Origin of the sequence: Pandoraea aquatica, from assembly GCF_902459565.1 — a bacterium.
Taxonomy (GTDB): domain Bacteria; phylum Pseudomonadota; class Gammaproteobacteria; order Burkholderiales; family Burkholderiaceae; genus Pandoraea; species Pandoraea aquatica.
This window is the reverse complement of the sequence record NZ_CABPSN010000001.1, coordinates 372,819-398,581: the sequence shown is the minus strand read 5'-3', so window position 1 is coordinate 398,581 and position 25,763 is coordinate 372,819. Positions and strand designations below refer to the sequence as shown.

The window sequence follows — 25,763 nt, the reverse complement described above, 5'->3', positions numbered from 1 at the left end:
TTGTCGTCGATCACATCCCCGAGGGGATGGGAAGCGGCACGTAGGCCTTGCAGTAGAGGGTGGCGCCAGCCTCACCGGCACTTAACGTCGCGCCGTCGTTCGCGGGCAGCCGGACCCAACTTCCCGTTGCAAGGGCGTCGCCGCCCAGCCACAGCGTTCCATCGAGGACGAGCAGTTCGACGATGCAAGGCTGATTTGACGGTCGCGGAGTCACAATCGGTGCGTTAGCCGGAAGACGGATCAACTCGACCTGTTCGTTCTCGTCGCTGAACAACGGACAGACGTCCCGTCCTGCGTGCGCTTGCCAGTTGGCTGCGTCACGCGTATCGACGTGCACCACGGCGTCTTGCGATGCGCGCATTTGCATGAGCTTGACGAAGATCGTCGCACCGTCCCGGCTTGACGGACGATGCGACGAGTCGGGCGGATTACGCAGATACCATCCCGCCGGATAGTCGCGCCCGTCAGCGGAGAACATACCGGAGAGGACAAGAATTTCCTCACCGCCCGGGTGGTGATGCGCGGGAAAGTCGGACGCAGCGGCGTAACGAACGATGCTTGTCGCACGCGCCTTTTCCTTGCCGACGCGGTCGAGCATCACACGCTCGACCCCGGCTTGGGGTGACGGCACCCACACGTACTGCGAGGGCAAGACAACGGCACGTTGCGAGAAATCGGCGTTCACACGCATGGTCGGGCCAAACATCGTTGGCGTCCTTTTGAGCATGGCGAAGAGCTGAAGTCTGGCGCGTTCCGGCCGACGGCGCAAATCAGTTTATCTATGTGCATTTGGAAGAAATTCTTTGCGGCGATGGGGCAGCGCGCAGCGGCGGAGTCGTCGGCAAACCGGATCATCCGTGCGTGAATCGGCTTGGCGGCGTGCCGAACAACTGCTTGAACGCGTAGATGTAGGCTGACGGCGTGGCGTAGCCGATGGTAAGCGCGACGTCGGTGACGGACGCCCCGGCGCGCAACATCTCCAGCGACCCGAGCAGCCGCATGCGCTGGCGCCACGTGTGATAGGGCAGACCCGTCGCCTTCACGAAGTGCCGCGAGAAGGAACGGGAAGACATCAGAGCGAGTGCGCAAGCGTCGTCCACCGTATGAGGCAGCTGTGGGGCGGCCTGAATCGCGAGGCACACGCGCAGCAGTCTGGGCTCGGTGGGGAACGGGAGATGGAAGGGCGCGTCGGGCAACGTCTGCACGAGATCCAGCAGGACACCGACCTTGCGCCCGTCGGCACCCTCCAAGTCGTAGCGCGTAGGAATTGCCGTGCAGCCGTGATGCAGAAACGCGCGCACGAATTCGTCGACTCGCACCACGCGTACGCCAGTGTCAGGCATCGAGATAGCGCTTCTTTCAATGTACAGACTCTCCAGTTCGACATCCTCGCCGACCCACAACGTGTGTGCGCAGCGCGGCGGAATCCACATGCCGTAATCGGGTGGCAACGTGAAATTGATGTCGCCGGCCTGCACCTGCATCATCCCTTCCCGGGCGAAGAGAAATTGCCACCACGCATGCTTGTGGGCCTGAACGCAACTTCCTGCTGCGATGGCATAAGCGCGGAAGTAGACCGGCCGGGGCAGTCGTCGTAGTGGCGACGTCTCCAACAATGTCCAGTTCCGGCGGTCCACTCTCAGAGGCATGGCTGGCATCGACATCTGGCCGCTAATCGTAATAAGACAGCATTCTATCGAATCGGCGTCGCGGCACGGCTGACACGTCGATGGCTTGCGCCGACTTGTGCGACGACGAGCAGGAGCGCGAGCGCCGACAGCAAACTCATGGTGGCGATGCCGTCGACGGCACCCGCGCGGTCGGCAGCAAGGCCCGCGATCCATGGCATCAAGCCGCCCATCAGATAGCCGCCCGACTGGGTCAGTCCGCTCAGACGCGTCGCCTCGGCGCGCGACGGCGAGAACTCCAGCGGCAGCAGCAAGGCCATCGGGAACAAGCCGCCGGTTGCGACGCCCAGCAGCACCGCCGCACCCCAAACCGTCTGGGGCAACACCCACAACATCGCAGAACCGGTGAGTGCCAGCAGCGCGAAGCCGATCATCGCGCCCGTCAATCCCATCCGTAGGCCGCGCAGCAGGAGCGGGAAGCACAGGCTCGTCGCCGTCTGAATCACCAGAAAGAGGGCGACGAGTGCGCTGCTCGCCTGTTGCGAGAAGCCCGCCGCCTGATAGAGGCTGGGTAGCCACGCGACGACGGTGTAGTTCATGCCGGCCTGCAAACCGAAGAACAGCGTGAGCGCAGCGACTTCGAGACGATGGAGGGCGCGGGTCGATTGAGGCGACGTGGTTGCGATGTCATGCGCCGAACCCGGCCACATCGCCCACAGCGTGCCCGCGAGGAGGGCGGGAATCGCCCAGAACGCCAGGCCGCCTTGCCAACCGCGCTGACCAGTCGACAGGACTGGCGTCGCATAAGCGGCAACCGCCGAGCCGACACCCATCGCCGTGGCATACAGCCCCATCGCGGCCGGTGTCTTGTCGGGAAACGTGTCCTTGATAAAGCCGCTCAGCAGCGGGCGAATGATGGCGTCGCCAATGCCGACGAGCGCCGCAGTGACGAGCAACACGGCATAGGCGTTCGCATGAAGCCGCAGCGCCAGCCCAACGGTCAGGATGGCAAGTGCCACGAGCATCGAGCGCTTAAGGCCGAGCTTTCGGTCGAGCGCATGACCGAGCGGCGAAAGCACCCCCATGCACACGACGGGGATGGCGGTGAGCAGACCCAGCGCGCTGCCACTAATGTGCAGCGCGCGCTGGATGGTGTCGAGCAGTGGGGAAAGGGACGAGATGCCCGTGCGCAGGCAGAGCCCTGCGCCGAACACCATCAGCCAGGGCAACCAGGTTCTGTGTTTCATGTCGGTCGTTCCGAAGTCTTGCGAAAGACCTTCAGCGTAACGACCTCAGGCAATACGGGCTTTCGACAGATTGCCGAAGTATGTCGAGCGTCTGCCAACCCCGCCGAAGCGCGAGAATTTCATCACGTCACAGTAGTGCCGCGGCCGTCGCTTCGTCGGTAATCAGCGTATGGACAAGCCCCGCGCGGATGGCGGACTTGATGACCGGGATCTTCTGCATGCCACCGGCCGCGAGAATCAGTTCGGGAATGCCGCGCAATTCCGCAAGCGTTGGATTGATCGTGCGTTCGACGAGCGGATGCGCCACGGCGTTGCCGTCGGCGTCGAGATAGTGACCGCAGATGTCGCCCGTTGCGCCTGCGTCGCGCAGCGACTGCCACAGCTCGCGGGAAATCACTTCGTATTCGAGCAGCTTCGATTCTTCCGAGAGATCCGTCACGCTCAGCAACGCCATATCCACGTGACGCGCCATTTCCAGCACGCTGCGCACCGGCTCGCTCCGCACCAGCGCTTCGCGCAATTCGACCGTCTCGGCGAACATCGGCGCGGTCATGTAATAGCAGGTCGCGTCCAGCATGCGCGCAAAGATCGCCGCGTTGTCGTAGGGGTTGATACGCGTGCTTCGCGCCAGCCCGCCGCACATCAGAACGACGGTGTTGTGCCTGTCCTGACGATGCAGGATGTTCTGCGCCGCCGCGTTGATCGTGCCGCCCCACGTGATGCCGAGCGACGCGCCATCGTCCAGGTGTTCCGAGACGTACTGCCCGGCGGCAGCGCCGATGACCATGCGCACGTCGACGTCGTTGTCCGGCGTCGGTACGACAATCGCGCGGCGCAAACTGTGCGCCGCGACCAATCCGACTTCGAGTTCCACATAAGCACTGACGGGACTGTTGATCGTCGTCTGCACGAAGCCGCTCGAGCGCGCGTCGTTCAACACGCGATTCACACGCTTGCGGGTGATGCCCATGCGCTGCGCGATGGCTTCCTGCGTTTGCCCTTCCTTGAAATACGCCCAGCAAATGCGAGCCATCAACTGAGCTTCCGCGCGAGGCATGTCTTGGTGCTGGGCTGCCTGATTCTGCAATTTCATCTGGATTCCTGGGACCGGTTCGAAGGCCGCCGACGACGTCGCACCAATAGCGGCCACGCGAAAGGTATCACCAACCGGCCACGAAGTACAAATGTGCCGATGACGTCACATAAGTGTCAAATCCCAAATGTACTATCGGTGACTCAAATGAGTCGGAGGCAGTCATGAGCATTCAGGCGGCGGGAAATTGAAATGGCAGGCGTAGAACTGGAAAACGTCTGTCGCAGGTTTGGCGCGCATGCGGCCATCGAGAACATCAATCTGACGGTGGACGAGGGCGAATTCGTCGCGCTGGTGGGGCCGAGCGGCTGCGGCAAGTCGACATTGCTGCGCATGATCGCGGGACTCGACTGGCCGGACGAGGGCCATATCCGCATTGCTGGTCGCGAGGCCACAGGCGTTCCGGCCGCCGAGCGAAACGTCGCGATGGTGTTCCAGAATTACGCGCTGTACCCGCACCTGAGCGTGCGTCAGAACATTGCAACGCCGCTTACGATGCGTCGGTTGAAGGCGTGGGAGCGGTTACCGCTGTTGTGGCACGCATCCGGCGCAAGTCGTCGTCGCCACGCACAGATCGACACCGACGTGCATGAAGTAGCCCAGGCGCTCGGCCTCGGCCATGTGCTCGATCTCAAGCCCGGCGCGCTCTCGGGCGGGCAGCGTCAGCGTGTGGCGCTTGGCCGCGCGATCGTGCGACGTCCTGCCGCCTTTCTCTACGATGAGCCGCTATCCAATCTCGACGCCGAGCTACGCACGACGATGCGCACGGAAATCGCCGATCTGCATCGTCGCATCGGTGTGGCGTCGGTCTACGTGACGCACGATCAGGTCGAAGCGATGACGATGGCTGACCGTATCGCTGTCATGCGCGCCGGCCGGATTCTCCAGTTCGCCAGTCCGGCGCAGTTGTACGCCCAACCGTCGTGCATCGAAGTTGCACGCACCATCGGTACGCCGTGCATCGGGCTGCTTCCGGCCAGGGTGCTGGCGGGCAGCGGTGGGCTGGCGGTCGGGATGCACTCCGTACTTCCGCTGCACATCGCGCTCGCGGCGGGCGCGGATGTCACCGTCGGTCTGCGCTCGGAACATTTGCATCTGACGACGACCGATACGGCGGGCGCGCTGCCCGCTCGCGTGACGAACGTGGAGTATCTGGGCGCTGATGTGCTGGTGCACGTCGCCGTCGCGGCGGGGCACGGCGAAGCGCGTCTCGTCGTTCGGGCGGCCAGCCTCGACTGCGCAGGCCGAACGCCTGTGACAGGCGAACTGCTGGGTGTGCGCGTCGATCTGTCCCGCGCGCTGGTGTTCGACGCCCAAGGGCAACGCATCGATGCGGTGGCAGGGCACACGATGTCGACACAGAGGGTGGCCCATGGCTGAGCTAACGCATTGCGCACCGCGCCCGTTTGGCGCGCCGTCGATGGGGCGCGTCGTCGCCGGGTTCGCAGGGCCAGCCGCGCTTGTCGGGTTGATCACGCTGGTATTGCCGCTCGTCGCGGTGATCGCGCTGGCGTTCACCGATTACCGGCTGGGCGAGAAAAGTCTGTCGTTCATCGGCCTCGACAACTTCGTCGATCTCTCGGGCGACGAAGTCTTTCGCAAATCGTTCGCGCACACGCTGATGTACTCGGCGATTGTCGTGCCGGTCTCCACGTTGGCCGGGCTTGGCCTTGCACTGCTGATCAACGCGCAGTCGAGCCTGCGCTCGTTTTACCGCACATTGCATTTCCTGCCGGTGATGGCCGCCACGATTGCCATCGCGATCGTTTGGGAGTTCATGCTGCATCCGAGCTTCGGATTGGTGAATCTGGTGCTCGGTAAATTCGACGTCGTCGGTCCGCGCTGGCTGGAAGATCCGTCGACGGCATTGCTGTCGCTCGCCATCATCGGCGTGTGGCAGATGACGGGATTCAACATGGTGCTCTTTCTGACGGGGCTGACCGGGATTTCGCCGCAGTATCACGAGGCAGCCTGCGTCGACGGTGCGTCCAGTGCGTGGGACCGGTTCTGGCTCGTGACGTGGCCGATGCTGCGTCCGATCACCGCATTCGTCGTCGTCATTTCGGTGATCCGCTCGTTCCAGTTGTTCGAAACGGTGTACGTCATCACAGGCGGCGGACCGCAAAAGTCGACCGAAGTGCTGCTCTTCACCATGTTCAGCGAGGCGTTCGTGTTCTTCCGGGCCGGGCGCGGCGCAGCGATTGCCGTGGTGTTTCTGGCGCTCGTCGGCGTGCTGACGTGGCTCAAGTTCCGATTCGTCAACCGTCGGAGTGCCGCATGAACCCGCGTCGACACCACGGTTTTGCGCGCCTTGCGCGGCATGTCGTGCTTGGCATCACAGGCGTGATCTCGCTCGCGCCGTTCGTCTGGATGCTGTTGACGGCGTGCAAACCTGCCAATGAAGTCTTCAGCCGCGAACTGCACATACTTCCCGAGCACTACGCGTGCGCCGCGAATTTCGCGACGGTCTTCTCGATGGTGCCGATGCTCCGGTATCTGGCCAACGGTGCGTTCGTCGTCGTGGTGATTCTGGCGCTGCAACTTGCGCTGGCTTTGCCGTGTGCCTATGTCCTCGCCAAAATCCCGCATCGCGGACGCCGCATGCTCTTCGGCGCCGTCGTGTTCTGCCTGATGCTGCCCACGCAGGTCGTGGCGATCCCGCAGTTCCTGCTCGCGCAGCAGCTCGGGCTCGTCGACAGCATCTGGGCGGTGGCTTTGCCGCATGCGTTTTCGGCCTTCGGCATCTATTTGCTGCGGCAGTACTTCCAGACGATCCCGGACGAATTGCTCGACGCCGCTCGCCTGGACGGATTTAGCGAGTTCGCCATCGTGTTCCGGCTCATGTTGCCGGTGGCGCTACCGGCAGTGATCGCGTTCGGCATCTTCTCGGTGACGGCGCACTGGAACGAATTCTTTTGGCCACAGATCGTGCTGTCCTCGCCGGAGAAGCTGCTCCCGCCGCTGGGCATCGCGTTCTTCCGCAACGAGGAAGCCGGCACCGATTATGGCGCACTGATGGCGGCCGCCTCCATCGTGATCGCGCCGTTGGTGATCGCCTTCTTGCTTGGACAACGCCGCTTCATCGAAGGTATCGCGCTCTCCGGACTGAAGGGCTAGCCCGCAGGCGACGACGTACCGACCGAACGCAAACCCGACGAATTGAACCACGGGGCGCCCCACAAATCGCCCCCTCTCTCATTGGAGTATCGACGTGAACGCACGCAGAATCTGGATCAAGCAAATGGCTGCTCGGGCCGCCTTGTCGCTCGTCGCGGCGGGTTGTCTGGGTGTTGCCGCACCGGCCTTCGCCGCGCCGACAGAGCTGACGGTCCTTTACGCCTTCCCGGACCTGTTCCGGCCTGCGATGGAGGAACTGGCCAAGCGCTTCATGGCAGCGAACCCGGACATCAAGATCGTCTACCGCGCGCCGGCCGCCGAGTACGAGCAGGCGATCCAGACCGTGCTGCGCGAATCGGTCGCGGGCACGCAGCCGGACGTCACCATGCAGGGGCTGAGCAGCATCCGTGCGACGGCCGACGCCGGTGTCGCCGTGGAACTGGATGCCATGATTGCGGCGGACCCGAACCTGGCGTCGCAGGGCATCACATCCTCGATGCTCGACGCGGGCAGGATCAAGGGACATAGCTACGCCATGCCGTTTGCGATCTCGCTGCCGGTGCTGTATTACAACGGCGACCTCGTCAAACGCGCGGGTGGCGACACGGCGCATCTGCCGGCGACCTGGGATGACGTCATTGCGCTCTCGCGCAAGATCAATGCGCTCGGCGCGGGCAACAGCGGCCTGTTCTATGCGTGGGACGAGACCGGCAACTGGATGTGGCAGGCACTCGTCTTCAGCCGTGGCGGCACGATGCTCGACGCGAGCGAGCGTCATGTGGCGTTCGGCGGCACCGAAGGCAAGTGGGCGATGAATCAACTCGCACGCTTCGTGAAGGAAGGCGGCATGCCGTACCTGAATCACATCAGCGCGCGCCAGCAGTTCGCCGCCGGTGCGCTGGGCATTTTCGCGACGTCGTCGTCGCAACTGAACGCGATTCAGAAGCTGGCCGCCGGTCGTTTCCCGGTCGTGGTGGGCACCTATCCCGATCTCAAGCCGGGTGTTTCGAAGTTGCCTTCCGGCGGTAACGGTCTGGTGATCACCACGCGCGATCCCGCGAAGCAGCAGGCCGCATGGCGCTTCATTCGCTTTGCGGCACAGCCGGAGCAGGCGGCGGACGTTGCAAAGCGTACGGGTTACTTCCCGCCCAACCGGAAGGCCGGTGCGCTGCTGACCGACTTCTACAAGGCCAACCCGAACTATGCGGTGGCCGTGAGCGAGCAGCCGTATGCGTCCGGCTGGTATGCCTTCCCCGGCAAGAACGGGCTGAAGACCATCGATGTCATCAAGGACAAACTCGAATCGGTCGCGAGCGGCAAGCGCGCCGGTGAGCCGGAGAAGGTGCTGTCCGAAATGACGGCAGACGTCGGAGCGCTGTTGCCGCAATGAGTGCGATGTCCTTACAGCAGCAAACCCCGATGGTCGTACTGGTCTGCTGCGACGCGCTGAGTCGGGACTGGATCGACCCGGCACATACCCCGGTCCTGAGTCGCCTCGCGGCTCAGGGCACGTGGTGTGCGCAGCATCGGGCAGTCTTCCCGTCGGTGACACGCGTATCGGCAGCATCGATTGCCACCGGTTGCACGCCCGAACGTCATGGTTTGCACGGCAACCGGATGGGCCTGTTCGAGCAGGGCAAGGTGCGTGTCTACGACGTCGGACATCCCGATTTCCGCACGCACCTGCGTCGCGCCACCGGCCGCACGCTCAAAGTGCCGACGCTCGCCGAGCGCGTCGCCCCGGTCCGGGGCTTCGTCGCCATGTCGAATGTCTCGCCCGGCGCGGCGTACTTTCTCGACCCGGATCACTTCGGCACCGTGTATCACCGGGCCGGCTCGTTCCTGCCAGGCGGCGATGCGGTGCCGGCTGCCGACGCGCTGACGATCGGGCAGGACTTCGAGGGCGACCGGCAGATGACGGCGCGTTTTTGCGACGAGGTGCTGCGTACGCGCAAACCTTCGGTCGCCGTGCTCTGGCTCGCGCATCCGGATGCCACGCTGCACGGTGCGCCGCTCGGCTCGCCCGCGCATCTTGACGCACTACGGCACGCCGACCGTTGCGTGGAAGAGGTGATGCAGACGGTTCGGGCGCTTCGTGCCGAAGGGGAAGATGTGCTGCTTCTCGTCACGTCGGACCATGGTCAGGAGACGATTGGAGATAGCGTCGACATCGAGGTCTGGCTGAGCGAGCAGGGTCTCGCCGCGCTCGTTGCGAGTGGGGACCTCGCTGTGGCGGCGCAAGGCACCTCTGCACTGGTCTACGCGACGCCCGAAGGCGAGCGCGCGTTCGTCACGATACTCGACGCACTTCGGGCGCAGCCATGGGCCGGGGCGGTGAAAACCGGCGAGGCGCTGCTGTCGCGCGGAGTGTCGATGGAGGAGGGCGTGATCGCGGCCATCGACATGGGTTACATCCACGGCACGAACGACTACGGCGTCGAAGGCAAGCGATGGGCGGCGGCAGAGCCGGGCAAAGTCAAGAGGCCCGGCTTTGGCGAGCACGGCGGATGGGGGCCGGACGAGACACGTCCGTTCCTGATTGTCGACCGGATCGATGCGCAGGCGTCGACCTTGGCCGACGCAACGAGCCTCACCGACATCGCCCCGACGGTGCTGGATTATCTCGGCATTCCTGCATCGGGGATGCAAGGCCGTTCGCTTCTACGGTAGCGACGCAGGCAAAGTCGTACCGCCGCGCTCGTCGCTGTCTCCCGCGACGACGCGGAATTCATTACGAATTTTCACGAGCGCGCTATTCTCCACGCGCTTGTGCTACAGTTCCGCAGCAAAAAATCAAAAGCAAATCTTCCGGGCGGCGCAAAAACGCTCAGGAATCCAGATCGTCGTGTTTCGCCATGCAACACGATGTAAGAAATTTTGCGACACGCCAGTTCCAGTAGTCGAAAGTGCTGTACCGAATCAGATTTTGCAACCGCATTGCGAAAGGGTATCGGGGACCATGATTAACGCTGCTGTGAGCCACCTTGCGGGGCGGCTCAACGAACACTTAAAACAAACGTATACGCTCGACGGCGACATCGTGACGATGTCCGGTCTTGTCGACGTCAACGGTCAGGCGGTCGCCAACACCAGCAACCGTCTGGTCGTGATGCTCACGCACATCGAGCGCGACTCCGGTCCGGTGCGCAAGGGCATTCCGGGTGATGCAGGCGCATCGAGCCTGTCGCTCGGCGTAGCGCCGTTGTATCTCAATCTCTATGTGATGGTGGCGGCCAATTTCACGGGCGGCCATTACCAAGATTCGCTCAAGCTGATCTCCGCGGCCATCGCATTCTTCCAGCGCAACCCCGTATTCGATCATCGCTCGTCGCCGTCGCTCGATCCGCGTATCGACCGGCTGATGCTCGAGATCGAGAATCTGGATATCCGTGAACTCAGCAACCTGTGGACGATGCTCGGCGGCAAGTATTTGCCGTCCGTGCTGTACAAGGTTCGCCTGATGGCACCGGATACCGGCGACATTACCGGCACCGTGCCGACCGTGCGTGCGCCGGTTCCGGCAGTGAGTCACTGAGCGGACCCGAGGGCATGCCTACGTCTGCTTCCGCGCCGGTGGTGCCGGGCTATACACGCCTGTTTACCATCGACGTCACCCACGCCTACTGGACGGTGCCGCACCTGTGGCTTCGTCATGAGGCCACGCCGGACACTGCCCAATGGGTGCGCCGTCGCGACCTGCTCGTGCGCCCGCATCGTCAGGGGGTGGCCGTGTTCTGCGCCTCGGACCGCCGCGATGTCTTGCTCGACGGCCTTCGGCGTGGCGACGCAGTGGCGACCTTCAAATGGTACGCGCAGGACACTGCATTTTCCCTTTACACGTCACCGACACGCCCCGCCGCGCAGCAAGGCGCGTCGGTGTGTTTCGTCACTAGCGAAGCGAGCGTGCCCGTCGAGGGACAGCCGTCGGCACGTCGGCTGCATGCACAGCCGTTTGTCGAAGCAACCGACGGCGTGCCCGTCGATACGCCATCGCTCACGCCGTATCTCGAACGCGCCGATCGCGTGAATCCACCGGTGCTCGTCGTGCAAATCGACCTCGCGGATCAGGTGGCGGGCGGTGCGCCGGGCGGTGTCGACTACGTGGCGAACTTCGCCGCGCGTGAGAGTTGCTGGCGGTACTACTACGTGTGTGCCGAGGCAGACGAAGCGTCGGACGCGCTGAATATCGTCGATCTGGACGAGAAGGTGAGTTTTGTCACGGCAGGCCGCGAGGCACGCCCGGGCGGACGCCACGCCGTGATTTTCGAGAGTGAGCAAGCGATTGCAATGCAGCAGCAATACCCGCAGCGATTTCAGTTGCGGGAACGGGGCCGGTCGGGTGAACGCGTGTTGATCCGGAGACTGCCCAATGCCGACATCGGCAGCCTGACGCAGAAGACGCCGAAGGTGCACAAACCGCAGGACGCTGAACTAGCGGCGCAAAGCCGGGCAGTACTGGTATCCGAGATCTACATCAATTGACATCGATGACCGAGGTGAACACATGGCGCAATACAAAACACCAGGCGTATACGTAGTCGAGCAAAACGCGTTTCCCAATTCCGTGGTCGAAGTCGCCACGGCCGTGCCTGCTTTCATCGGCTACACGCAGTTCGCCGATAACAAGGGCACGCCGCTGGCCGGTACGCCGTGGCGTATCAGCTCGATGGCCGAATTCCTCATGTACTTCGGGGGGCCGCCGCCGACCACTTATTCGCTCGACGCGGTGGCCGCTGCGACGGCACCGGCCAAACCCGCCGCTGATGCCGCTGCCGGTGATGCCGCTGACGCCGGTAAGGCACCTGCCGGTGGCGATGCTGCCGCCACACCGCCCGCACGTCCCGTGGTCACCGACCTCTTCATCGGCGCACAGGGCGCGCGCAAGCCGTTCAAGTTCACGCCGCAAGGCATCGAGTACCTGCTGTATTACAGCATGCTGTTCTTCTTCCAGAACGGCGGCGGCCCGTGCTACATCGTGTCGGTCGGCACGTACGATGGCGGCAGCGTCAGCTCCGACGACCTGATCAAGGGCATTCAGTCGCTCGTGAAGGAGCAGGAACCGACGATGGTGCTGGTGCCGGACGCGGTGCGTTTGTCGCGTCAGGACTGTGCTTCGGTGCAGAAGGAAATGCTCATGCACTGCGGTTACACGATGCGCAACCGCTTTGCGATTCTCGACGTGTTCGGCGGTGCATGGGACCGTCAGACGCCGGGCGGCGACTGCATCACCGACTTCCGCGACGACGTCGGCTCCTCCTTCCTCGACTTCGGCGCGGGCTACTACCCGTGGGTCAACACGTCGATCGTGACGGAGAAGGATCTCGATTTCACGAAGCTCTCCAACCTCAGCCAGCTCCAGACGCTGATCACTGCCGAACTCGATTCGGTGCTCAATCCGCCAGCGCCCGTATCGCCGGCGGCGCAAGCGAAGGCCGCGCAGGTCAAGACCGTCCTGGCGAAGCTCACGGGCGGGGATGCAGCGAAGACGGACGCCGCCCCGGCGGGCGCTGCGGATGCCGCACCTGCTGCCGAGGGTGACGCCGCCGCGGCCGCGCCTGCGAAGGCGGACGCCACGGCTGCGGCCAAGCCCCCGGTCATGACGAAGGCTGCCATTTCCGATTTGCACAAGACGCTGAGCGTCATCAGCGCCGTCTATGTGCAGGTGCTTCAGGCGCTTCAGAAGAAGATCAACCTGATGCCGCCAGCAGCGGGCATGGCCGGTCTTTACACGCTCGTCGACAACACGCGCGGCGTGTGGAAGGCCCCGGCCAATATCAGCCTGAACGGCGTTGTGTCGCCGTGCGTGAACATCTCGAACGCCGATCAGGAAGACCTGAACGTGCCGACCACCGGCAAGTCCGTCAACGCCATTCGCAGCTTCATCGGCGAAGGCGTGATGGTCTGGGGTGCCCGCACGCTCGACGGCAACAGTCTCGATTGGCGCTACCTGAGCGTGCGCCGCACGATGATCATGATCGAAGAGTCGCTGCGCCTCGCGTGCAAGGCCTATGTGTTCGAGCCGAACACGGCCAATACGTGGGTGACGATCAAGAGCATGGTGCGCAACTTCCTGACCAGCGTGTGGAAGCGCGGCGGGCTGGCTGGCGCGAGCCCGGACGATGCCTTCCAGGTTTTCGTGGGTCTGGGCGAGACGATGACCGGCGAGGACATTCTCGAAGGCATGCTCAAGGTGACGGTGCTGGTGGCGGTGAGCCGTCCGGCCGAATTCATCGAGCTGACGTTCCAGCAGCAGATGCAGAAGTCCTGATCTCGCTCGGGCGCGATCCGCTAGGCCGGACGACAGCCCTTCGCTGCAAGGACATCGACAGGTGTCGATACGAAGCGCGAAACGTGGGCACGGTCCGGCATTTTCCGCATGCAATCAATAGACGAGGTGTGTGATGGCAGACGATGGTTCGAAACAATCCACCACGGTTTGGCCCCTTCCCAAGTTCTACTTTCAGGTGAAGTGGGATTCGCAGGTCATGTCGTTTCAGGAAGTGAGTGGCCTGGACGTGCAGTCCGAAGAAATCAAATACCGTCATGGCGATAGCCCCGAGTTCTCCGTGATCAAGATGCCGGGGATGAAGAAGTACGGCAACGTGACCATGAAGAAGGGCGTGTTCAAGTCCGATAACAAGTTCTGGGACTGGTTCAACCAGATCAAGATGAACACGATCAAGCGGGTGCCGGTGACGATCAGCCTGCTCGACGAAGCGGGCAAGCCGACGATGGTCTGGACGCTCGCCAACGCGTGGCCGACCAAGATCACGGGCACCGATCTGAAGTCCGAAGGCAACGAAGTCGCCATCGAGACCATCGAGATCGTGCACGAAGGGCTGACCATCGCCAATAGCTGACGCTCGCGTGCCGCACTGGTGCGCCCGCCGCGCGGGCCGCCAGCGCCGGCCCGAGGTACGCGCTCGATTCCGCTCATTCCGCTCGTCCTGGTTGCTCCTGCGGTTCCGATTACCCCTTACGTTCCGATCATCACGCGTCTGCGCTATGCCGTCATCGCCGTTCGATCCCTATCCACCGTCGGCCTTCCATTTCCGCGTGATGTTCGCGTCCACCGCCGGCGCGATGGACGCCTCGTTTCGCGATGTGTCGGGCATTGCAACGGAACTCGATACGGAAGCGGTGCCCGAGGGCGGCGAGAACCGCTTCGTGCATACGCTACCGAAGGGCGTCAAGCATCCGCATCTGGAGCTCAAGCGGGGCATCGCAACGATGACGTCGCCACTGGTGATGTGGTGCCGTTCGGTGTTCGAGGGCGAGTTCATCGTGCCGATCCGGCCGCAATCGCTGATGGTGCAGTTGCTCGACGAATTGCATCTGCCGATTCGCATCTGGACGTTCGCGAACGCTTATCCGGTGAAGTGGGAAATCGAGAGTTTCGGCTCGACGAAAAACGAAGTGGCCATCGAGAAGATCGTATTGAGCTACACCTACTCGAACCGCATGGCGTGACGACAAGCAAAGCGCACAAGGGGAATCGCCGATGCCAATTGAAATCGGTCATCTGAGTATCAAGTCGACGGTCGTACAGCGTGCGTCCGATACGGTCGGTGCGCCCTCCGCCATGGCCGACGAGCCGGGCGTGTCGCGCACCTTCGACGAGCAGGCGCGTGCCGATTTGCTCGCCGAATGCCGTTCGCTGGTGCTCGACCTGCTCGAACGGGCGAAGGAGCGTTAAGCCGTGGCGACCAGTCTCACCCGTCGCAAGTTCAGCATTGCGCCGTGCACGGTGTCGAGCGGCCAGATTGCCGTCGACAACAGCCGCACGCCCTTCGAAGCGCTGATTAATCCGGTCGGTTACAAGCGCAAGCTGAGCATCGAGTACAACAAGAAGCAGACGCTCGGGCAGCCGAGCGCGACGCCGCGCTTTAGCGCTGTGCGCCCGGAGACCATCAGCATCGACAATCTGGTGCTCGATGGGACCGGCGTAGTAGATGGCACCGACTCGCGCAGCGTCAAGGACATGATCGACGCCATGCTGGCGGTGATCTACAAGTACGACGGCAAGAAGCACGAACCGAATTACGTGCGTCTGCTGTGGGGCACGTTCATTTTCTTTGGACGCGTCGAGTCCATCGGGCTCGACTACACGATGTTCAAGCCCACCGGTGAACCGCTGCGCGCCCGTGTGTCGCTTGGCATCGTCGGCTGGGTGAGCGCGACCGAGAGTTCGCTGCGCGCGAATCTCAGCTCACCGGACCTGAGCCACCTCGTGGAAGTCACGGCGGGCGATACGCTGCCGTTGCTGTGCAACCGCATCTATAACGATCCCTCGTATTACCGCGAAGTCGCGCGCATCAACAACCTGACCGGTTTCCGCAAGCTGGAGCCGGGCATGATGCTGCGCTTCCCGCCGCTCGTCTAACGCTATGGCCGACTCTCCCGCACTCAATTCCAGCGGCGTGCTCAAGCTGACGATCACCAGCAACGGCTCGCCTCTCGCCGACACGATCCGCGTAATTTCGGTCGATATCGAGCGTGCCGTCGGACGCCTGTGTCAGGCACGCATCGAGATCCTCGACGGCGATATGCCCGACAACGACTTTCCGGTCAGCGACATGGACACGTTTGCGCCCGGCGCGGCCATCGTGATCAGCGCCGGCTACGGATCGAATGCCACACAGATCTTCGACGGTGTGCTGATCCGCCACAGCATCCGCATCACGGGCGGTAACGAAGCACGGCTCGTGCTGGAATGCCGTCACAAGGCTGTGAAGATGACGATTGGCAGCTACAACGCCAACTACGTCGACATGAAGGACAGCGACATCATCAGTCAGTTGATTGACAAAGCGGGCGCGACGTCCGACGTCGCTGCCACCACCACCCAGCACAAGGAAATCGTGCAGTTCTACAGCACGGACTGGGACTTCATGCTGCTGCGGGCCGAGGCGAACGGTGCGCTGGTCATTGCCGACGACGGCGGCAAGATCTCGGTCAAAGCACCGCAGACCAGCGCAGCCGCGGTGTTGAAAGTGACGTACGGCATGGACCTGATGTCGTTCTCCGCGGACATCGACGCCCGCACGCAGTTGCAGAGCGTCGTGGCCGCTGCGTGGGATCCGTCCACGCAGGCGATGGTGCAGCAAACGGCGGGGTCTGCGTCGCTCTACGAGCAGGGCAACCTGAGCGCATCGACGCTGGCGAGCGTCGCGGGGCCGGCCACGTTCCGTCTGCAATCGACGGTGCCGGTGCCGTCCGACGATCTCAAGTCCTGGAGCGACGCCACGCAAATGCGCGCGGCACTCGCCCGCATTCGCGGGCGCATGTCGTTCCAGGGCAGCGCATTGGCCAAGCCCGGCACGATGATCGAGGTCGAGGGCGTGGGAAAGCGCTTTAGCGGCAGCGTGTTCGTGAGCGCCGTGCAGCATCGCATCGCGGACGGCAACTGGATCTCCGAAGTGGACTTCGGTATGTCGCCGGAGCGATTCTCCGAGCGCCGGGGTGCGGGGGATGTCATGGCGTCAGGCCTGGTACCCGGTGTCGGCGGTTTGCAGATCGGTGTCGTCACGAAGCTCGACGCCGATCCTGAGAGCCAGTACCGGATTCAGGTCGCGGTGCAGGTGTTGCAGGCGGAGACGGTCGGTGTCTGGGCACGGCTCGCGAGCTTCTACGGGTCGTCGGGCGTCGGGGCGTTTTTCATCCCCGAGATTGGCGACGAAGTCATTCTGGGGTATCTCAACGGCGACCCGTCCTATCCGGTGGTGCTGGGCAGCGTCTACAGCAGCCAGCACAAGATGCCCTACGAGCTGACAGCAGAGAATTTCACCAAGGCGCTCTGGACGAAGGGGCTGCTCAAGGTCATCTTCGACGACGACAAGAAGGTCATCACGCTCATCACGCCGCAGAAGAACACGATCGAGATGAGCGACGACGCCAAGTCGATCTGCCTGACCGATCAGAACGACAACAAGATCCAGATGACGCCGGACGGCATCACGCTCGACAGCCCCAAGGACATCGTCATCAACGCGAAAGGCAAGGTGAGCATCAGCGCGGTGGGAAATATCGAGCAGACCGCGCAGGCCGACCTCAAGAGCCAGGCGCTCAACATCACCAGCACCGCGAACGTCGGCTTCACGGCCAAAGGATCGGCCACGGCCGAGCTTTCGGCGAGCGGCCAGACGACCGTCAAGGGCGCGCTGGTGATGATCAACTGACGCGCGCGACACGCGTCGGGAAAAGACAAAGGAGATAACGACATGCCGATGGCCGCCAGACTGACCGACATGCATACCTGCCCGATGCAGACACCCGCCGTGCCTGCGCCGATCCCGCACGTCGGCGGTCCGATCATCGGTCCATGCGTGCCGACGGTGCTGGTCGGCAAGCTGCCTGCCGCCGTGGTGACAGATAACTGCGTTTGTGTCGGTCCGCCGGACAGCATCGTCATGGGCTCGACGACCGTGATGATCGGCGGCAAGCCGGCGGCGCGTGTCGGAGACACGTGCGCGCACGGTGGCGCGATCGTGTTGGGATGTCCGACCGTGATGATCGGCGGCTGAGCACGGGAGGCACGTTTGAGCACAGACAAATCGTTTCTCGGCACCGGCTGGGCGTTTCCCCCGCGCTTCGGCGACAGCGCCGACAGCGGCCGCACGCAGATGGTCGAAGCCGAGGCCGATATTCGCGAGAGTCTCGGCATCATTCTGTCGACGGTGCCCGGCGAGCGAATCATGCAGCCCACGTTCGGCTGCGGGATCAAGACATACGTTTTCGAAGAAATCAGCGAGAGCGTGATGACCGAGATGCGCGACGCCATTGACCGGGCGATTCTGTTTTTTGAGCCGCGCGTCACGGTAGAGCGCATCGAGATCGACGCGTCCAACGTTCTGGAGGGTCGCGTCGATGTGCTGATCGATTACACCGTTCGCGGCACGAACACCCGCAGCAACATGGTCTACCCGTTCTATTTCCTCGAAGGCACCAACGTGCCGACGGTGCAGATCGAGCCGCAGCGGTAACACGGCCCGGTGTCCCGATAACAAGAAACGTCACGACCAGCGCAACGACAACACGAACCGATGCACAACCTCATCATTCGAGATGGCACCAGTCAGGCGATGCGGGCGCTGCCCGCGTTGCAGGACGGGTATTTCCATCTCGACGAGATGACGTTCCACGATCTGCTCGATGTCGTGGTCGAGTTCGCGGCGCTGGTGCGCTTTCACAACGCCGACGACAAGCCCGAGGGCGACTGGTCGCCGTTCTTTCGCGCCGACGAAACTGTCGTGATGAGCCGCATTCTGGCGTTCGATCTGTCGCGCGAGACGGAGCGGTTTGCGCAGTGGTGGCGCGACACCCCGGAATATGACGGCGTGCGTGGCAACGGCGCGGGCGTTCGCGCCATGGTCGGCGCGTCTCCGGTGCCGGAACTTGTCGCCACGCTCAATGGCTGGTACGTGGCGCTCACGCAGGCACAAACGGACAACGGACTGGCGCTGCGCACAGTGCTGCGAGCGGTCATCATGCAACTGAGCCGGCGGACCTCGGGCGTGACGCGTGTGATCGAATCGATGTCGTTGCGCGAACCGCTGGATCCCGTCTGGACCGAGGCCGAGCGTTTGCCGCACGCGTCCACGTCCACTGTCGCTGTGCCTGAACCGGACACCGCACCGGGCAAGGCGGACGTGCGCGCGGATTTTCACGCCTACATGAAAGCCATCGAGATGGTGCGCAAAGAGGCGTTGGCCCGCTTGCCGGCGTCGCTGCAAAGTGGGAATCACGATCCGGCCATCGGCGTGCTGATCGCGTTCGTCAAACAGTTCGGAATGCTCCAGAACAAGCTCAACGGATACACGCAGAAGTTCATCGATTTCTACTACGAACGCATGCTCGGCAGCGCGCCGCGCGGCGTGGTGCCCGATCGTACATGGCTGGTCTTGCGTCGCAATCCCGATGCCAGAGATGTCGTAGTGCCCGCAGGGACGGCATTCCCCGCCGGGGTCGACGCACGCGGTCACGATATCGTCTACGAGTCGGAGGACGACCTGCGGGTGAGCGGGGCGCGCGTGAGTCGCGTGCAGACGCTATATCTCGACCACAACGGCTACAGCATGCCGGAGAACCTGCTGCCGGAGGATCCGGACAACGACGCAACGGGACGCAAGTGGCCCACGGCGGCGTGGTTCGAGGACGTGCCGTGCGGGCCACCCGCTGTGGAGCACCCGCAGGCATGGCCGGTGCTCGGTGCGCCGAAGCCCGGCGCGGGCATCAGCCCGCATAGTGCCGCGCGCGTCGGCTTTGCCCTGGCCAGCAAGGTACTGTTGCTCAAGGAGGGTGAGCGCGTCATCCAACTGACGATCACGTTTGCCGACGCACGGCTGGTCACGCAACTCGGGCACATCGCCGACGCCGTGTTCAATGCGCCGGTCGAAGGCGTTGACAAGTCCGTTGACAGTGGCGAAGACGAACAAAGGACAGAAACGGCGGATGATAGTCATCTGCGACGTCAGGACCTTTACCTCAAGATTCTGCGCAGCTTGTTCTCCGTCTCGTTGACGGGAGAGAAGGGGTGGATCGATATCGCCGGTTACGTGCCGGGCCTGCTGGGCAACGAAATGACGCTCAGCTTCGTGCTTGCACCGGAGGCGGCGTCGGTGGTGCGCTATTCGCCCGCGCTGCATGGCGAGAATTTCGATGTCGACACGCCGCTCGTGCGCTGCGTCATCAATCCCGGCGCGTATCTGTTCCCGTACGGCTTGCTGCGCAATTTGCCCGTGACCGGCGCGCGCATCGACGTCGAAGCGCGTGGCTGTCGTGATCTGGTGCTCTACAACAACATCGGCCAGCTCAGCGCTGCGACGCCTTTCGCGCCGTTCGGGCCGCTACCGCGACTCGGCAGCTATCTGGTGGCGGGCAGCACGGAAATGGCGTCCAAGCGCATCACGCGGTTCGGCCTTCGCATCGAGTGGGCGGATCTGCCGCGCGTGACCGGCGGCTTTGGCACGTGGTATGACGGCTACGATGTGCGTCTGGCGAACGAAGACTTCGTGGCGTCGGTCGAAGTGCTGGCCAAGGGCGGATGGCTGCCGGCCGGCGATGCACCGCGCCCTGTCGTGCCGCTCTTTCACACGCGGGTCACGCCCGGCAAGGGCGAGCGTATCGACAACGTCATCGTTTGGGAGGCGGGACCGCTCGCGCATCTCTTCGAGCCGGACGAGGGCGTCAGTCCCGCGCATCCGCTCACGTGGGGGCCGGGGGCGAAGAACGGATTTTTCAAATTTACGTTTGCCGCGCCCACATTCGCGTTCGGACACGAGGCGTACCCGCAGGTGCTGTCCTCGACGATGCTCGCCAACTCGCGCAAGCGTATGTGGCGCAGACAGCGCCCGATGCCGCGCGCGCCGTACACACCGATCGTCAACACGATCTCGTTCGATTACAGCGCGACAGGTGCGATCAGCGTCGACCGGATTGCGAATCGGGACGAAGACGGCCGCTTCCTGCATCTGTTCCCGTCCGGATGGGAATCGCTCGACATGACGAGCTATCCCGCGCCCGAGCTGCTCCCTCGCTTCGAAGATGCGGGCAACCTCTACATCGGTATCGATGCAAACGACCTCGGCGACACGCTGACGTTGCTGTTCCAGCTTCGCGAAGACTCCCGGCCGGTGACAGCGTCCCTTGACGCCGCCAGCGATGAAGCCCATGACGTATCTGTCGCTCGACCGACAGGCTTGCGCTGGAGCTACCTCAGGAACAACGTCTGGAAGCCACTCGCGCTTCGCGATGTGCTCACGGACGGCACGCACAAGCTCATGACCTCGGGGATCGTGACGCTGCGGGTGCCGGACGACATCGGCAATCGCAACACCGTGATGCCAGACGGCCTGTACTGGCTGCGTATCAGTGCCAACCGCGATATGGAGAAGTATTGCAGCCTGTACGCGGTGCACGCGCAAGCCGTGCAGATCCGGCGCGGGGCCGATGTCCCGCCGGAGGTGCCGATAGTCCTGCCAGCGGGCACTATTGCGCGCAGCCGGCGGCCGCTGCCGGGCATCGTGTCCGTCGTGCAACCGTTGCCGTCGTGCGGTGGCAGGGCACAGGAGACACGCGAGCAGATGCGTACGCGTGTGAGCGAACGACTGCGCCACAAGCAGCGTGCGGTCACGCCCGCCGACTTCGAATCGATGATTCTCGAGGCGTTTGCCGAAGTCTACAAAGTGAAGTGCTTCGCGAACCTGTCGACCCGGCACGGTCCGGTCGATTGTGTTCGCCCGGGGCAAGCACTTATCGTGCCGCTACCGTACTGGCCCGCGACGAAGGACGGTGAACAGATGCCGATGCTCGACGGCAACGTCGTGCAGCAGATCGCCGAATTCGCGAATGCGTTGTCGTCACCCTGGGCGAGTGTTTCCGTCGAAAACCCCGTCTACGAACGCATTCAGGTGCGCTGCAAAGTGCGCTTCGCCGATCGGGCGGGTAACGGTCATTACCTCGCGCTGCTCAACGAGGCGATATCGCGCTACCTCACACCGTGGCAGGACGACGTGGGCTACCGCACGCATTTCGGATGGTGCATTCGGCAACATGATCTCGAGGCGTATATCGGTTCGTTGCCCTATGTCCAATACGTCTCGGGCTTCTCGATGCTGCGCATAGCGACCGTGGTCACAGACCCCGACGCCTCGGCGGCAGCGGGCACCGACATGCAGACCTTCACGCTGTTCGATACCGCCCGGCGCTCGGGCGACGCCACGTCCCCGCAGACGGACATCGTTCCGTTGTATCCGTGGAGCATTGCGATCCCGGTGGCGCATCACGCCATCGAAGCGGTAGACGACGACAAGGATTACGAGGGCGTGCCGACCACGCTCAGTCAGTTGGAAATCGGCACCACCTTCATCATTTCGGATGACGACCATGAACGGAAAACCGATCGCCCGGCGTAACCGGGACACTTTGCGGCGTAAGTTCGGCAACGGCGAGATGCCGTCGGCCACGGCTTTCTCCGAACTGATCGACTCCATGCTCAATATCGTGGACGAAGGGTTCGACAAGACGCCGGTCGATGGCCTGAAGGTCTCTCAGCTCAATCAGGGCAAGCTGCTGAGCTTCTACCAGAACATCGATCTGAAGAGCCCCATCTGGACGATCCAGCTTGACAGCGAGGCCGGAGGACTGGCCTTCGGCAATCCCGAGAACCCCAACGCACTCACCTTGCGACAGTTGGGCAAGAAGCCGACGCGCGACGCGGTGTCGGGGACGACCCAGTCGCAAGGGGCGCAGGGCGCGCCGGCGGCTGTCCCCACTTACGAACTGGATGTGGCCGGGCGCGTGGTGGCCGACGGACGTCGCGGACGCCCGGGTGCGCGCAGCGTGCAAGCCGACGGCAAGTGGCACGACATCACCGACCCGCTCACGGGGTGTCAGGCGTTCGAGATCACTGCCGGTGTCGGCAAACGCGGTAGCGGCAAATTTGCGCTGATGCATGCCTACGCGGTGATGGCCTACAACGGCAAGGGGGACATCGACTACCGTCAGTCCCATTTCGGCAGCAAATGCAATCGTCTTCAATTGCAATGGATCGATGCACCCGACGGCGCGAAGCATAGCTATGTGCTGCAAATGCGCGTGGGCTGTCCGTACGACTCAGCGCGGGATGCCGCCGGTGCGCCCAAGACGTGGGTGACGTATTACCTCACCACGCTGTGGTTCGACCCCGACATGACAGGCAGCGCGACCGATCCGGAACCCAAGGGGGCGAAATGACGGACGCAATCATCGACGATAACGCTGCGGCCACGCCCGCAACGGTAGACATCGTCATCGGCACCGACGACGCGCAGCTGCTGATGGGCGCGCTCGGCGAGTTGCCGTTCAAGCGAGTCTTCGAACTGATCGGCGCATTGAACCGCCAGGCCAACGCGGTGAGCCCCGGTGCGGCGCTCGTCTGTGCGCTCGATGCACCGGCTTTCGCGCTGATCGTCGAAGCGCTCGGGCATCTGCCATATCACCGCGTGCACGGGCTGATCGACGACATTAAGGCGCAATTGCATGCCGCGAGGTATGCGTTTGGCAGCGAGGCGGCGGACCGTTCGGGCCGTATGCCGGGCGCGAGGGTGCAATGAACGCGCCTGAGTCCATCGCACGCTTTGCGCCCGACCCTCAAGGGCTCGATTTCGATGCGCTGCGTCGCGCCGGGATTGCGACGTTGCAGGCGCTGTGCGGCGATCGCTGGACTGATTACAACCTGCATGATCCGGGCGTCACGATTCTCGAACAGCTGTGCTACGCGATCACCGAGCTCGGGTACCGCTCGGACTTTCCGCCCGAGGACTACCTGACCGATGCCGATGGACAGATCGATTACCAACATCACGCGCTGCATCCGGCGGACGAGATTTTTCCGAGCGAGGTCCTGACATTCGAGGACTACCGCAAGGTACTTTACGACACGATCCCCGATCTGGAAGACGTCTGGCTGACGCGTGACGAACGGCCGGGGCGTACCGGTCAACCCGCGCACGGGTTGTGTCGCATCGCCATCAAACTGAACGATGCGATACATGACCGTGCCGACGAGGCGTCGCTCGCGCAGATCGAGGCTGGGGTGTGTCTGCGGGTGAGAGAAGTCTTTCACGCCCACCGGAATCTCGGGGAAGATCTGTCGGACGTGACCGTCGTGCCGGTTCAGTCGGTCTATCTGAGCGGCGATATTCAGATTCACAGCGAGCGCGATCCGGCTTCCATCTTTGCGGACATCTTCTTCCAATGTGCGCGCGCGGTGCATTCGGGGTTTCGCATCGATCGTTATGTCAAAGCGTTTGACGCCGGCGTGTCGCTCGACACGTTGTTCGCCGGGCCCCGGACGGTGCACGGATACGTGGCGAGCACAGGCTCTCAGGCGCAGGGCGCGCCGGTCGCGGTGGCGCGTCTCGTCGGACTGGTGCAGACGGTGGGCGGCGTGGCTCACGTGCAACGTCTTGCGCTGTGTACCGCAGACGGCACGCCCGTGAGTGGCGACAGTTTGACGGGCGCGTCCGGCACGGTATTGCGCCTGCAGTTTCCCGGCGATGCGCAGAGCAATTTCCTGCGACTGCATTTCGCGAGTGGGGCGGTCGGGAGCGGGGCGCATGCGTTGACGTCCGCTCGCGATCATCGACGTGAGGAAAAGTCGCGGGTCGTCCTCGACGACGCCCGTGTAGCGCTTGCCAAGGCGCGCTTCGAGTTCGATACGCTGCGCAATACGAAGCAGTCGCTGGCGACTGTGGTGCCTGCACCGACGGGCGAGTCGCGCGAATTGCGCGAGTACTTTTCGATTCAGCATCAGTTCCCGGCGATCTACGGCATCAATCGTTTCGGCGTGCCGCCCACGGCCCCGCTGGAGAACCGTGTCAGTGCGCATCAGTTGAAGGCCTATCTGTATCTGGCCGAGCAACTGATGGCGAACTATCTGGAAAACCTGCAATCGATCGGTCGCATGTTCTCGGTCGACACGCTGTACGAGACCTACTTTTCGCAGCGGATCGACAACGAGGCGTTGCCGGACATAGAAGCGTTTTATACGGATGCACCGGATGCCATCCGCAGCCAGCTGGCCCGGATCGTCTCGCGCAAGGACCGTGCCGAAGACCGTCGCAGCCGACAGCTCGACGTGCTGCTGGCCATGTACGGCGAGACGTATTCCCAGAAGTCCCTGCGCCGCTTCGACGATTATCAGGACGTGCACGGCGCGCGCTGGCTGATCGACAACAAGCTGGATTTTCTGCGTCACATTGCGACGCTCTCACGCGACCGGGCTTCGGCGTTCGATATCTCGGCGGCGGACGTGCGGGCGGACGGCAGGCCTAACGTGGCCGGCGTGCATGCGAAGATCTCGATTCTTCTGGGCTTACCCGCCGAGCCACCTGGTGCGCCGCTGAGCGATGCGCTCAATCGCTGGCATTTTCGGTTGCAAGGGGATCACACGGCGACGAAGCAGAGTTACGAATTCGCGGCGGCGCGTCTGATCGTGCTCAAGTCTCAGGGCGAGCCCGAAGTGCGTCCGGCCGGGGCACCGGCACAGCCCGGCGACACGTTGCCCGGCGGGCTGCTCGTTCACGGCGTGCGTCTGGAGAATTTCATCCTGAGGCAGCACGACGACGCCGTGCACGTCCATTTCCGCACCCATGACGCGCGCCTCGGTGGTGACGCGTCCGGCGAAGTCGCGCTGGCGCGATTTCATGGCGACGAGGCGGTGACTTATGCCGGACGATACGTCGAGATTCTCCGCGAATTTCTCTGCACGCTGAATCAGGCGTCCGAGGGCTTCTATCTCGTGGAGCATGTGCTGTTGCGTCCGCGGGGAGCCGGGGCGACGCAAGACGGAACGACAGCCGAGGCCGATGCGCAGGCGCGTGAGGCCGAATCGTTCTTCAACGCGCGGGTAAGCGTTGTCTTCCCGGCGTGGACGTCGCGATTCAGCGATCCCGACTTCCGCCAACTGGCGCAGGAGACGGTTTGCCGCAATCTGCCCGCGCACTTGCTGCCGGAATTTCACTGGATGGATTACGTCTCCATGCGTGACTTCGAGCATCGGTACGGACTCTGGCGCGCGAGGCTGCGCGGGAGGGAAACGGCAGCGACACCGGACCGGCTGGATGCCGCGAGCGCTAGCCTTCGTGCGCTGCTGATGCGCCGCCGCCGCGCACACGACCTGACGTTGTGGGTGTAGCC

General features: G+C 63.3%; 23 protein-coding genes. 19 read left to right on the top strand and 4 right to left on the bottom strand.

All coding sequences use genetic code 11. The features are described from left to right. Nucleotides 1–10 precede the first annotated feature (10 nt). The 4 genes from PAQ31011_RS01610 to PAQ31011_RS01595 all read right to left on the bottom strand — a co-directional run bounded on the left by PAQ31011_RS01610 (nt 11) and on the right by PAQ31011_RS01595 (nt 3,968). Nucleotides 11–706 carry a cupin domain-containing protein gene (locus PAQ31011_RS01610; protein WP_343031658.1) on the bottom strand — a complete coding sequence of 232 codons (696 nt, stop codon included), beginning with the start codon at nt 704–706 and terminating at the stop codon, nt 11–13. Nucleotides 707–851: 145 nt separating this feature from the next. After that, nucleotides 852–1,649: an AraC family transcriptional regulator gene (locus PAQ31011_RS01605; protein ID WP_150574178.1), complete on the bottom strand. Its 798-nt coding sequence runs from the start codon at nt 1,647–1,649 to the stop codon at nt 852–854. A 44-nt stretch (nt 1,650–1,693) separates the two neighbouring features. Further along, entirely contained in the window at nt 1,694–2,875 is a 1,182-nt protein-coding gene (locus PAQ31011_RS01600; RefSeq protein ID WP_217424825.1) for an MFS transporter, read from the bottom strand. Between the two features lie 127 nt (nt 2,876–3,002). Further along, complete coding sequence (locus tag PAQ31011_RS01595) at nt 3,003–3,968, bottom strand: sugar-binding transcriptional regulator (RefSeq protein WP_150574177.1); 966 nt, start codon at nt 3,966–3,968, stop codon at nt 3,003–3,005. Between the two features lie 192 nt (nt 3,969–4,160). Between PAQ31011_RS01595 and PAQ31011_RS01590 the strand changes: the two genes are divergently transcribed. The 19 genes from PAQ31011_RS01590 (at nt 4,161) to PAQ31011_RS01500 (ending at nt 25,761) form a co-directional block, all read left to right on the top strand. Continuing rightward, a complete protein-coding gene (locus PAQ31011_RS01590) occupies nt 4,161–5,348 on the top strand; it encodes an ABC transporter ATP-binding protein (RefSeq protein WP_150574176.1) in 1,188 nt (395 codons plus the stop codon). Continuing rightward, nucleotides 5,341–6,249: a carbohydrate ABC transporter permease gene (locus PAQ31011_RS01585; protein WP_150574175.1), complete on the top strand. Its 909-nt coding sequence runs from the start codon at nt 5,341–5,343 to the stop codon at nt 6,247–6,249. Before PAQ31011_RS01590 ends, PAQ31011_RS01585 begins: the two co-directional genes overlap by 8 nt. After that, the gene (locus PAQ31011_RS01580) at nt 6,246–7,085 is read left to right on the top strand and encodes a carbohydrate ABC transporter permease (protein ID WP_150574174.1); all 840 of its coding nucleotides are present in this window, start codon (nt 6,246–6,248) and stop codon (nt 7,083–7,085) included. Before PAQ31011_RS01585 ends, PAQ31011_RS01580 begins: the two co-directional genes overlap by 4 nt. A gap of 94 nt (nt 7,086–7,179) precedes the next feature. Further along, the gene (locus PAQ31011_RS01575) at nt 7,180–8,475 is read left to right on the top strand and encodes an ABC transporter substrate-binding protein (protein WP_217424824.1); all 1,296 of its coding nucleotides are present in this window, start codon (nt 7,180–7,182) and stop codon (nt 8,473–8,475) included. Beyond that, nucleotides 8,472–9,755 (top strand): alkaline phosphatase family protein, encoded by a 1,284-nt coding sequence (locus tag PAQ31011_RS01570; RefSeq protein WP_150574173.1) that lies wholly within the window; start codon nt 8,472–8,474, stop codon nt 9,753–9,755. The genes PAQ31011_RS01575 and PAQ31011_RS01570 overlap by 4 nt, the downstream gene beginning before the upstream one ends. A 289-nt stretch (nt 9,756–10,044) precedes the next feature. Next, entirely contained in the window at nt 10,045–10,620 is a 576-nt protein-coding gene (locus PAQ31011_RS01565) for a Pvc16 family protein (RefSeq protein ID WP_150574172.1), read from the top strand. A gap of 14 nt (nt 10,621–10,634) precedes the next feature. Continuing rightward, a complete protein-coding gene (locus PAQ31011_RS01560) occupies nt 10,635–11,567 on the top strand; it encodes a hypothetical protein (protein WP_150574171.1) in 933 nt (310 codons plus the stop codon). 22 nt (nt 11,568–11,589) lie between these two features. Beyond that, nucleotides 11,590–13,353: a phage tail sheath family protein gene (locus tag PAQ31011_RS26610; protein WP_150574170.1), complete on the top strand. Its 1,764-nt coding sequence runs from the start codon at nt 11,590–11,592 to the stop codon at nt 13,351–13,353. A 133-nt stretch (nt 13,354–13,486) separates the two neighbouring features. Then, entirely contained in the window at nt 13,487–13,945 is a 459-nt protein-coding gene (locus PAQ31011_RS01550; RefSeq protein WP_039398341.1) for a phage tail protein, read from the top strand. A 145-nt stretch (nt 13,946–14,090) separates the two neighbouring features. Next, nucleotides 14,091–14,555 carry a phage tail protein gene (locus PAQ31011_RS01545; RefSeq protein ID WP_150574169.1) on the top strand — a complete coding sequence of 155 codons (465 nt, stop codon included), beginning with the start codon at nt 14,091–14,093 and terminating at the stop codon, nt 14,553–14,555. Between the two features lie 31 nt (nt 14,556–14,586). Next, a complete protein-coding gene (locus tag PAQ31011_RS01540) occupies nt 14,587–14,781 on the top strand; it encodes a DUF5908 family protein (RefSeq protein ID WP_150574168.1) in 195 nt (64 codons plus the stop codon). A 3-nt stretch (nt 14,782–14,784) separates the two neighbouring features. Then, nucleotides 14,785–15,468: a CIS tube protein gene (locus PAQ31011_RS01535; RefSeq protein ID WP_150574167.1), complete on the top strand. Its 684-nt coding sequence runs from the start codon at nt 14,785–14,787 to the stop codon at nt 15,466–15,468. A gap of 4 nt (nt 15,469–15,472) precedes the next feature. Then, nucleotides 15,473–17,263 (top strand): type VI secretion system tip protein VgrG, encoded by a 1,791-nt coding sequence (gene vgrG / locus PAQ31011_RS01530; RefSeq protein WP_150574166.1) that lies wholly within the window; start codon nt 15,473–15,475, stop codon nt 17,261–17,263. A gap of 48 nt (nt 17,264–17,311) precedes the next feature. Then, entirely contained in the window at nt 17,312–17,608 is a 297-nt protein-coding gene (locus PAQ31011_RS01525) for a PAAR domain-containing protein (protein ID WP_224786779.1), read from the top strand. A gap of 15 nt (nt 17,609–17,623) precedes the next feature. Beyond that, a complete protein-coding gene (locus PAQ31011_RS01520) occupies nt 17,624–18,067 on the top strand; it encodes a GPW/gp25 family protein (RefSeq protein WP_150574165.1) in 444 nt (147 codons plus the stop codon). A gap of 60 nt (nt 18,068–18,127) precedes the next feature. Then, nucleotides 18,128–21,997 carry a baseplate J/gp47 family protein gene (locus tag PAQ31011_RS01515; RefSeq protein ID WP_150574164.1) on the top strand — a complete coding sequence of 1,290 codons (3,870 nt, stop codon included), beginning with the start codon at nt 18,128–18,130 and terminating at the stop codon, nt 21,995–21,997. Beyond that, nucleotides 21,969–22,817 carry a hypothetical protein gene (locus tag PAQ31011_RS01510; RefSeq protein ID WP_150574163.1) on the top strand — a complete coding sequence of 283 codons (849 nt, stop codon included), beginning with the start codon at nt 21,969–21,971 and terminating at the stop codon, nt 22,815–22,817. Before PAQ31011_RS01515 ends, PAQ31011_RS01510 begins: the two co-directional genes overlap by 29 nt. Continuing rightward, nucleotides 22,814–23,176: a hypothetical protein gene (locus tag PAQ31011_RS01505; protein WP_150574162.1), complete on the top strand. Its 363-nt coding sequence runs from the start codon at nt 22,814–22,816 to the stop codon at nt 23,174–23,176. Before PAQ31011_RS01510 ends, PAQ31011_RS01505 begins: the two co-directional genes overlap by 4 nt. Next, nucleotides 23,173–25,761 carry a hypothetical protein gene (locus PAQ31011_RS01500; RefSeq protein WP_150574161.1) on the top strand — a complete coding sequence of 863 codons (2,589 nt, stop codon included), beginning with the start codon at nt 23,173–23,175 and terminating at the stop codon, nt 25,759–25,761. Before PAQ31011_RS01505 ends, PAQ31011_RS01500 begins: the two co-directional genes overlap by 4 nt. The last annotated feature ends 2 nt before the right edge of the window (nt 25,762–25,763 follow it).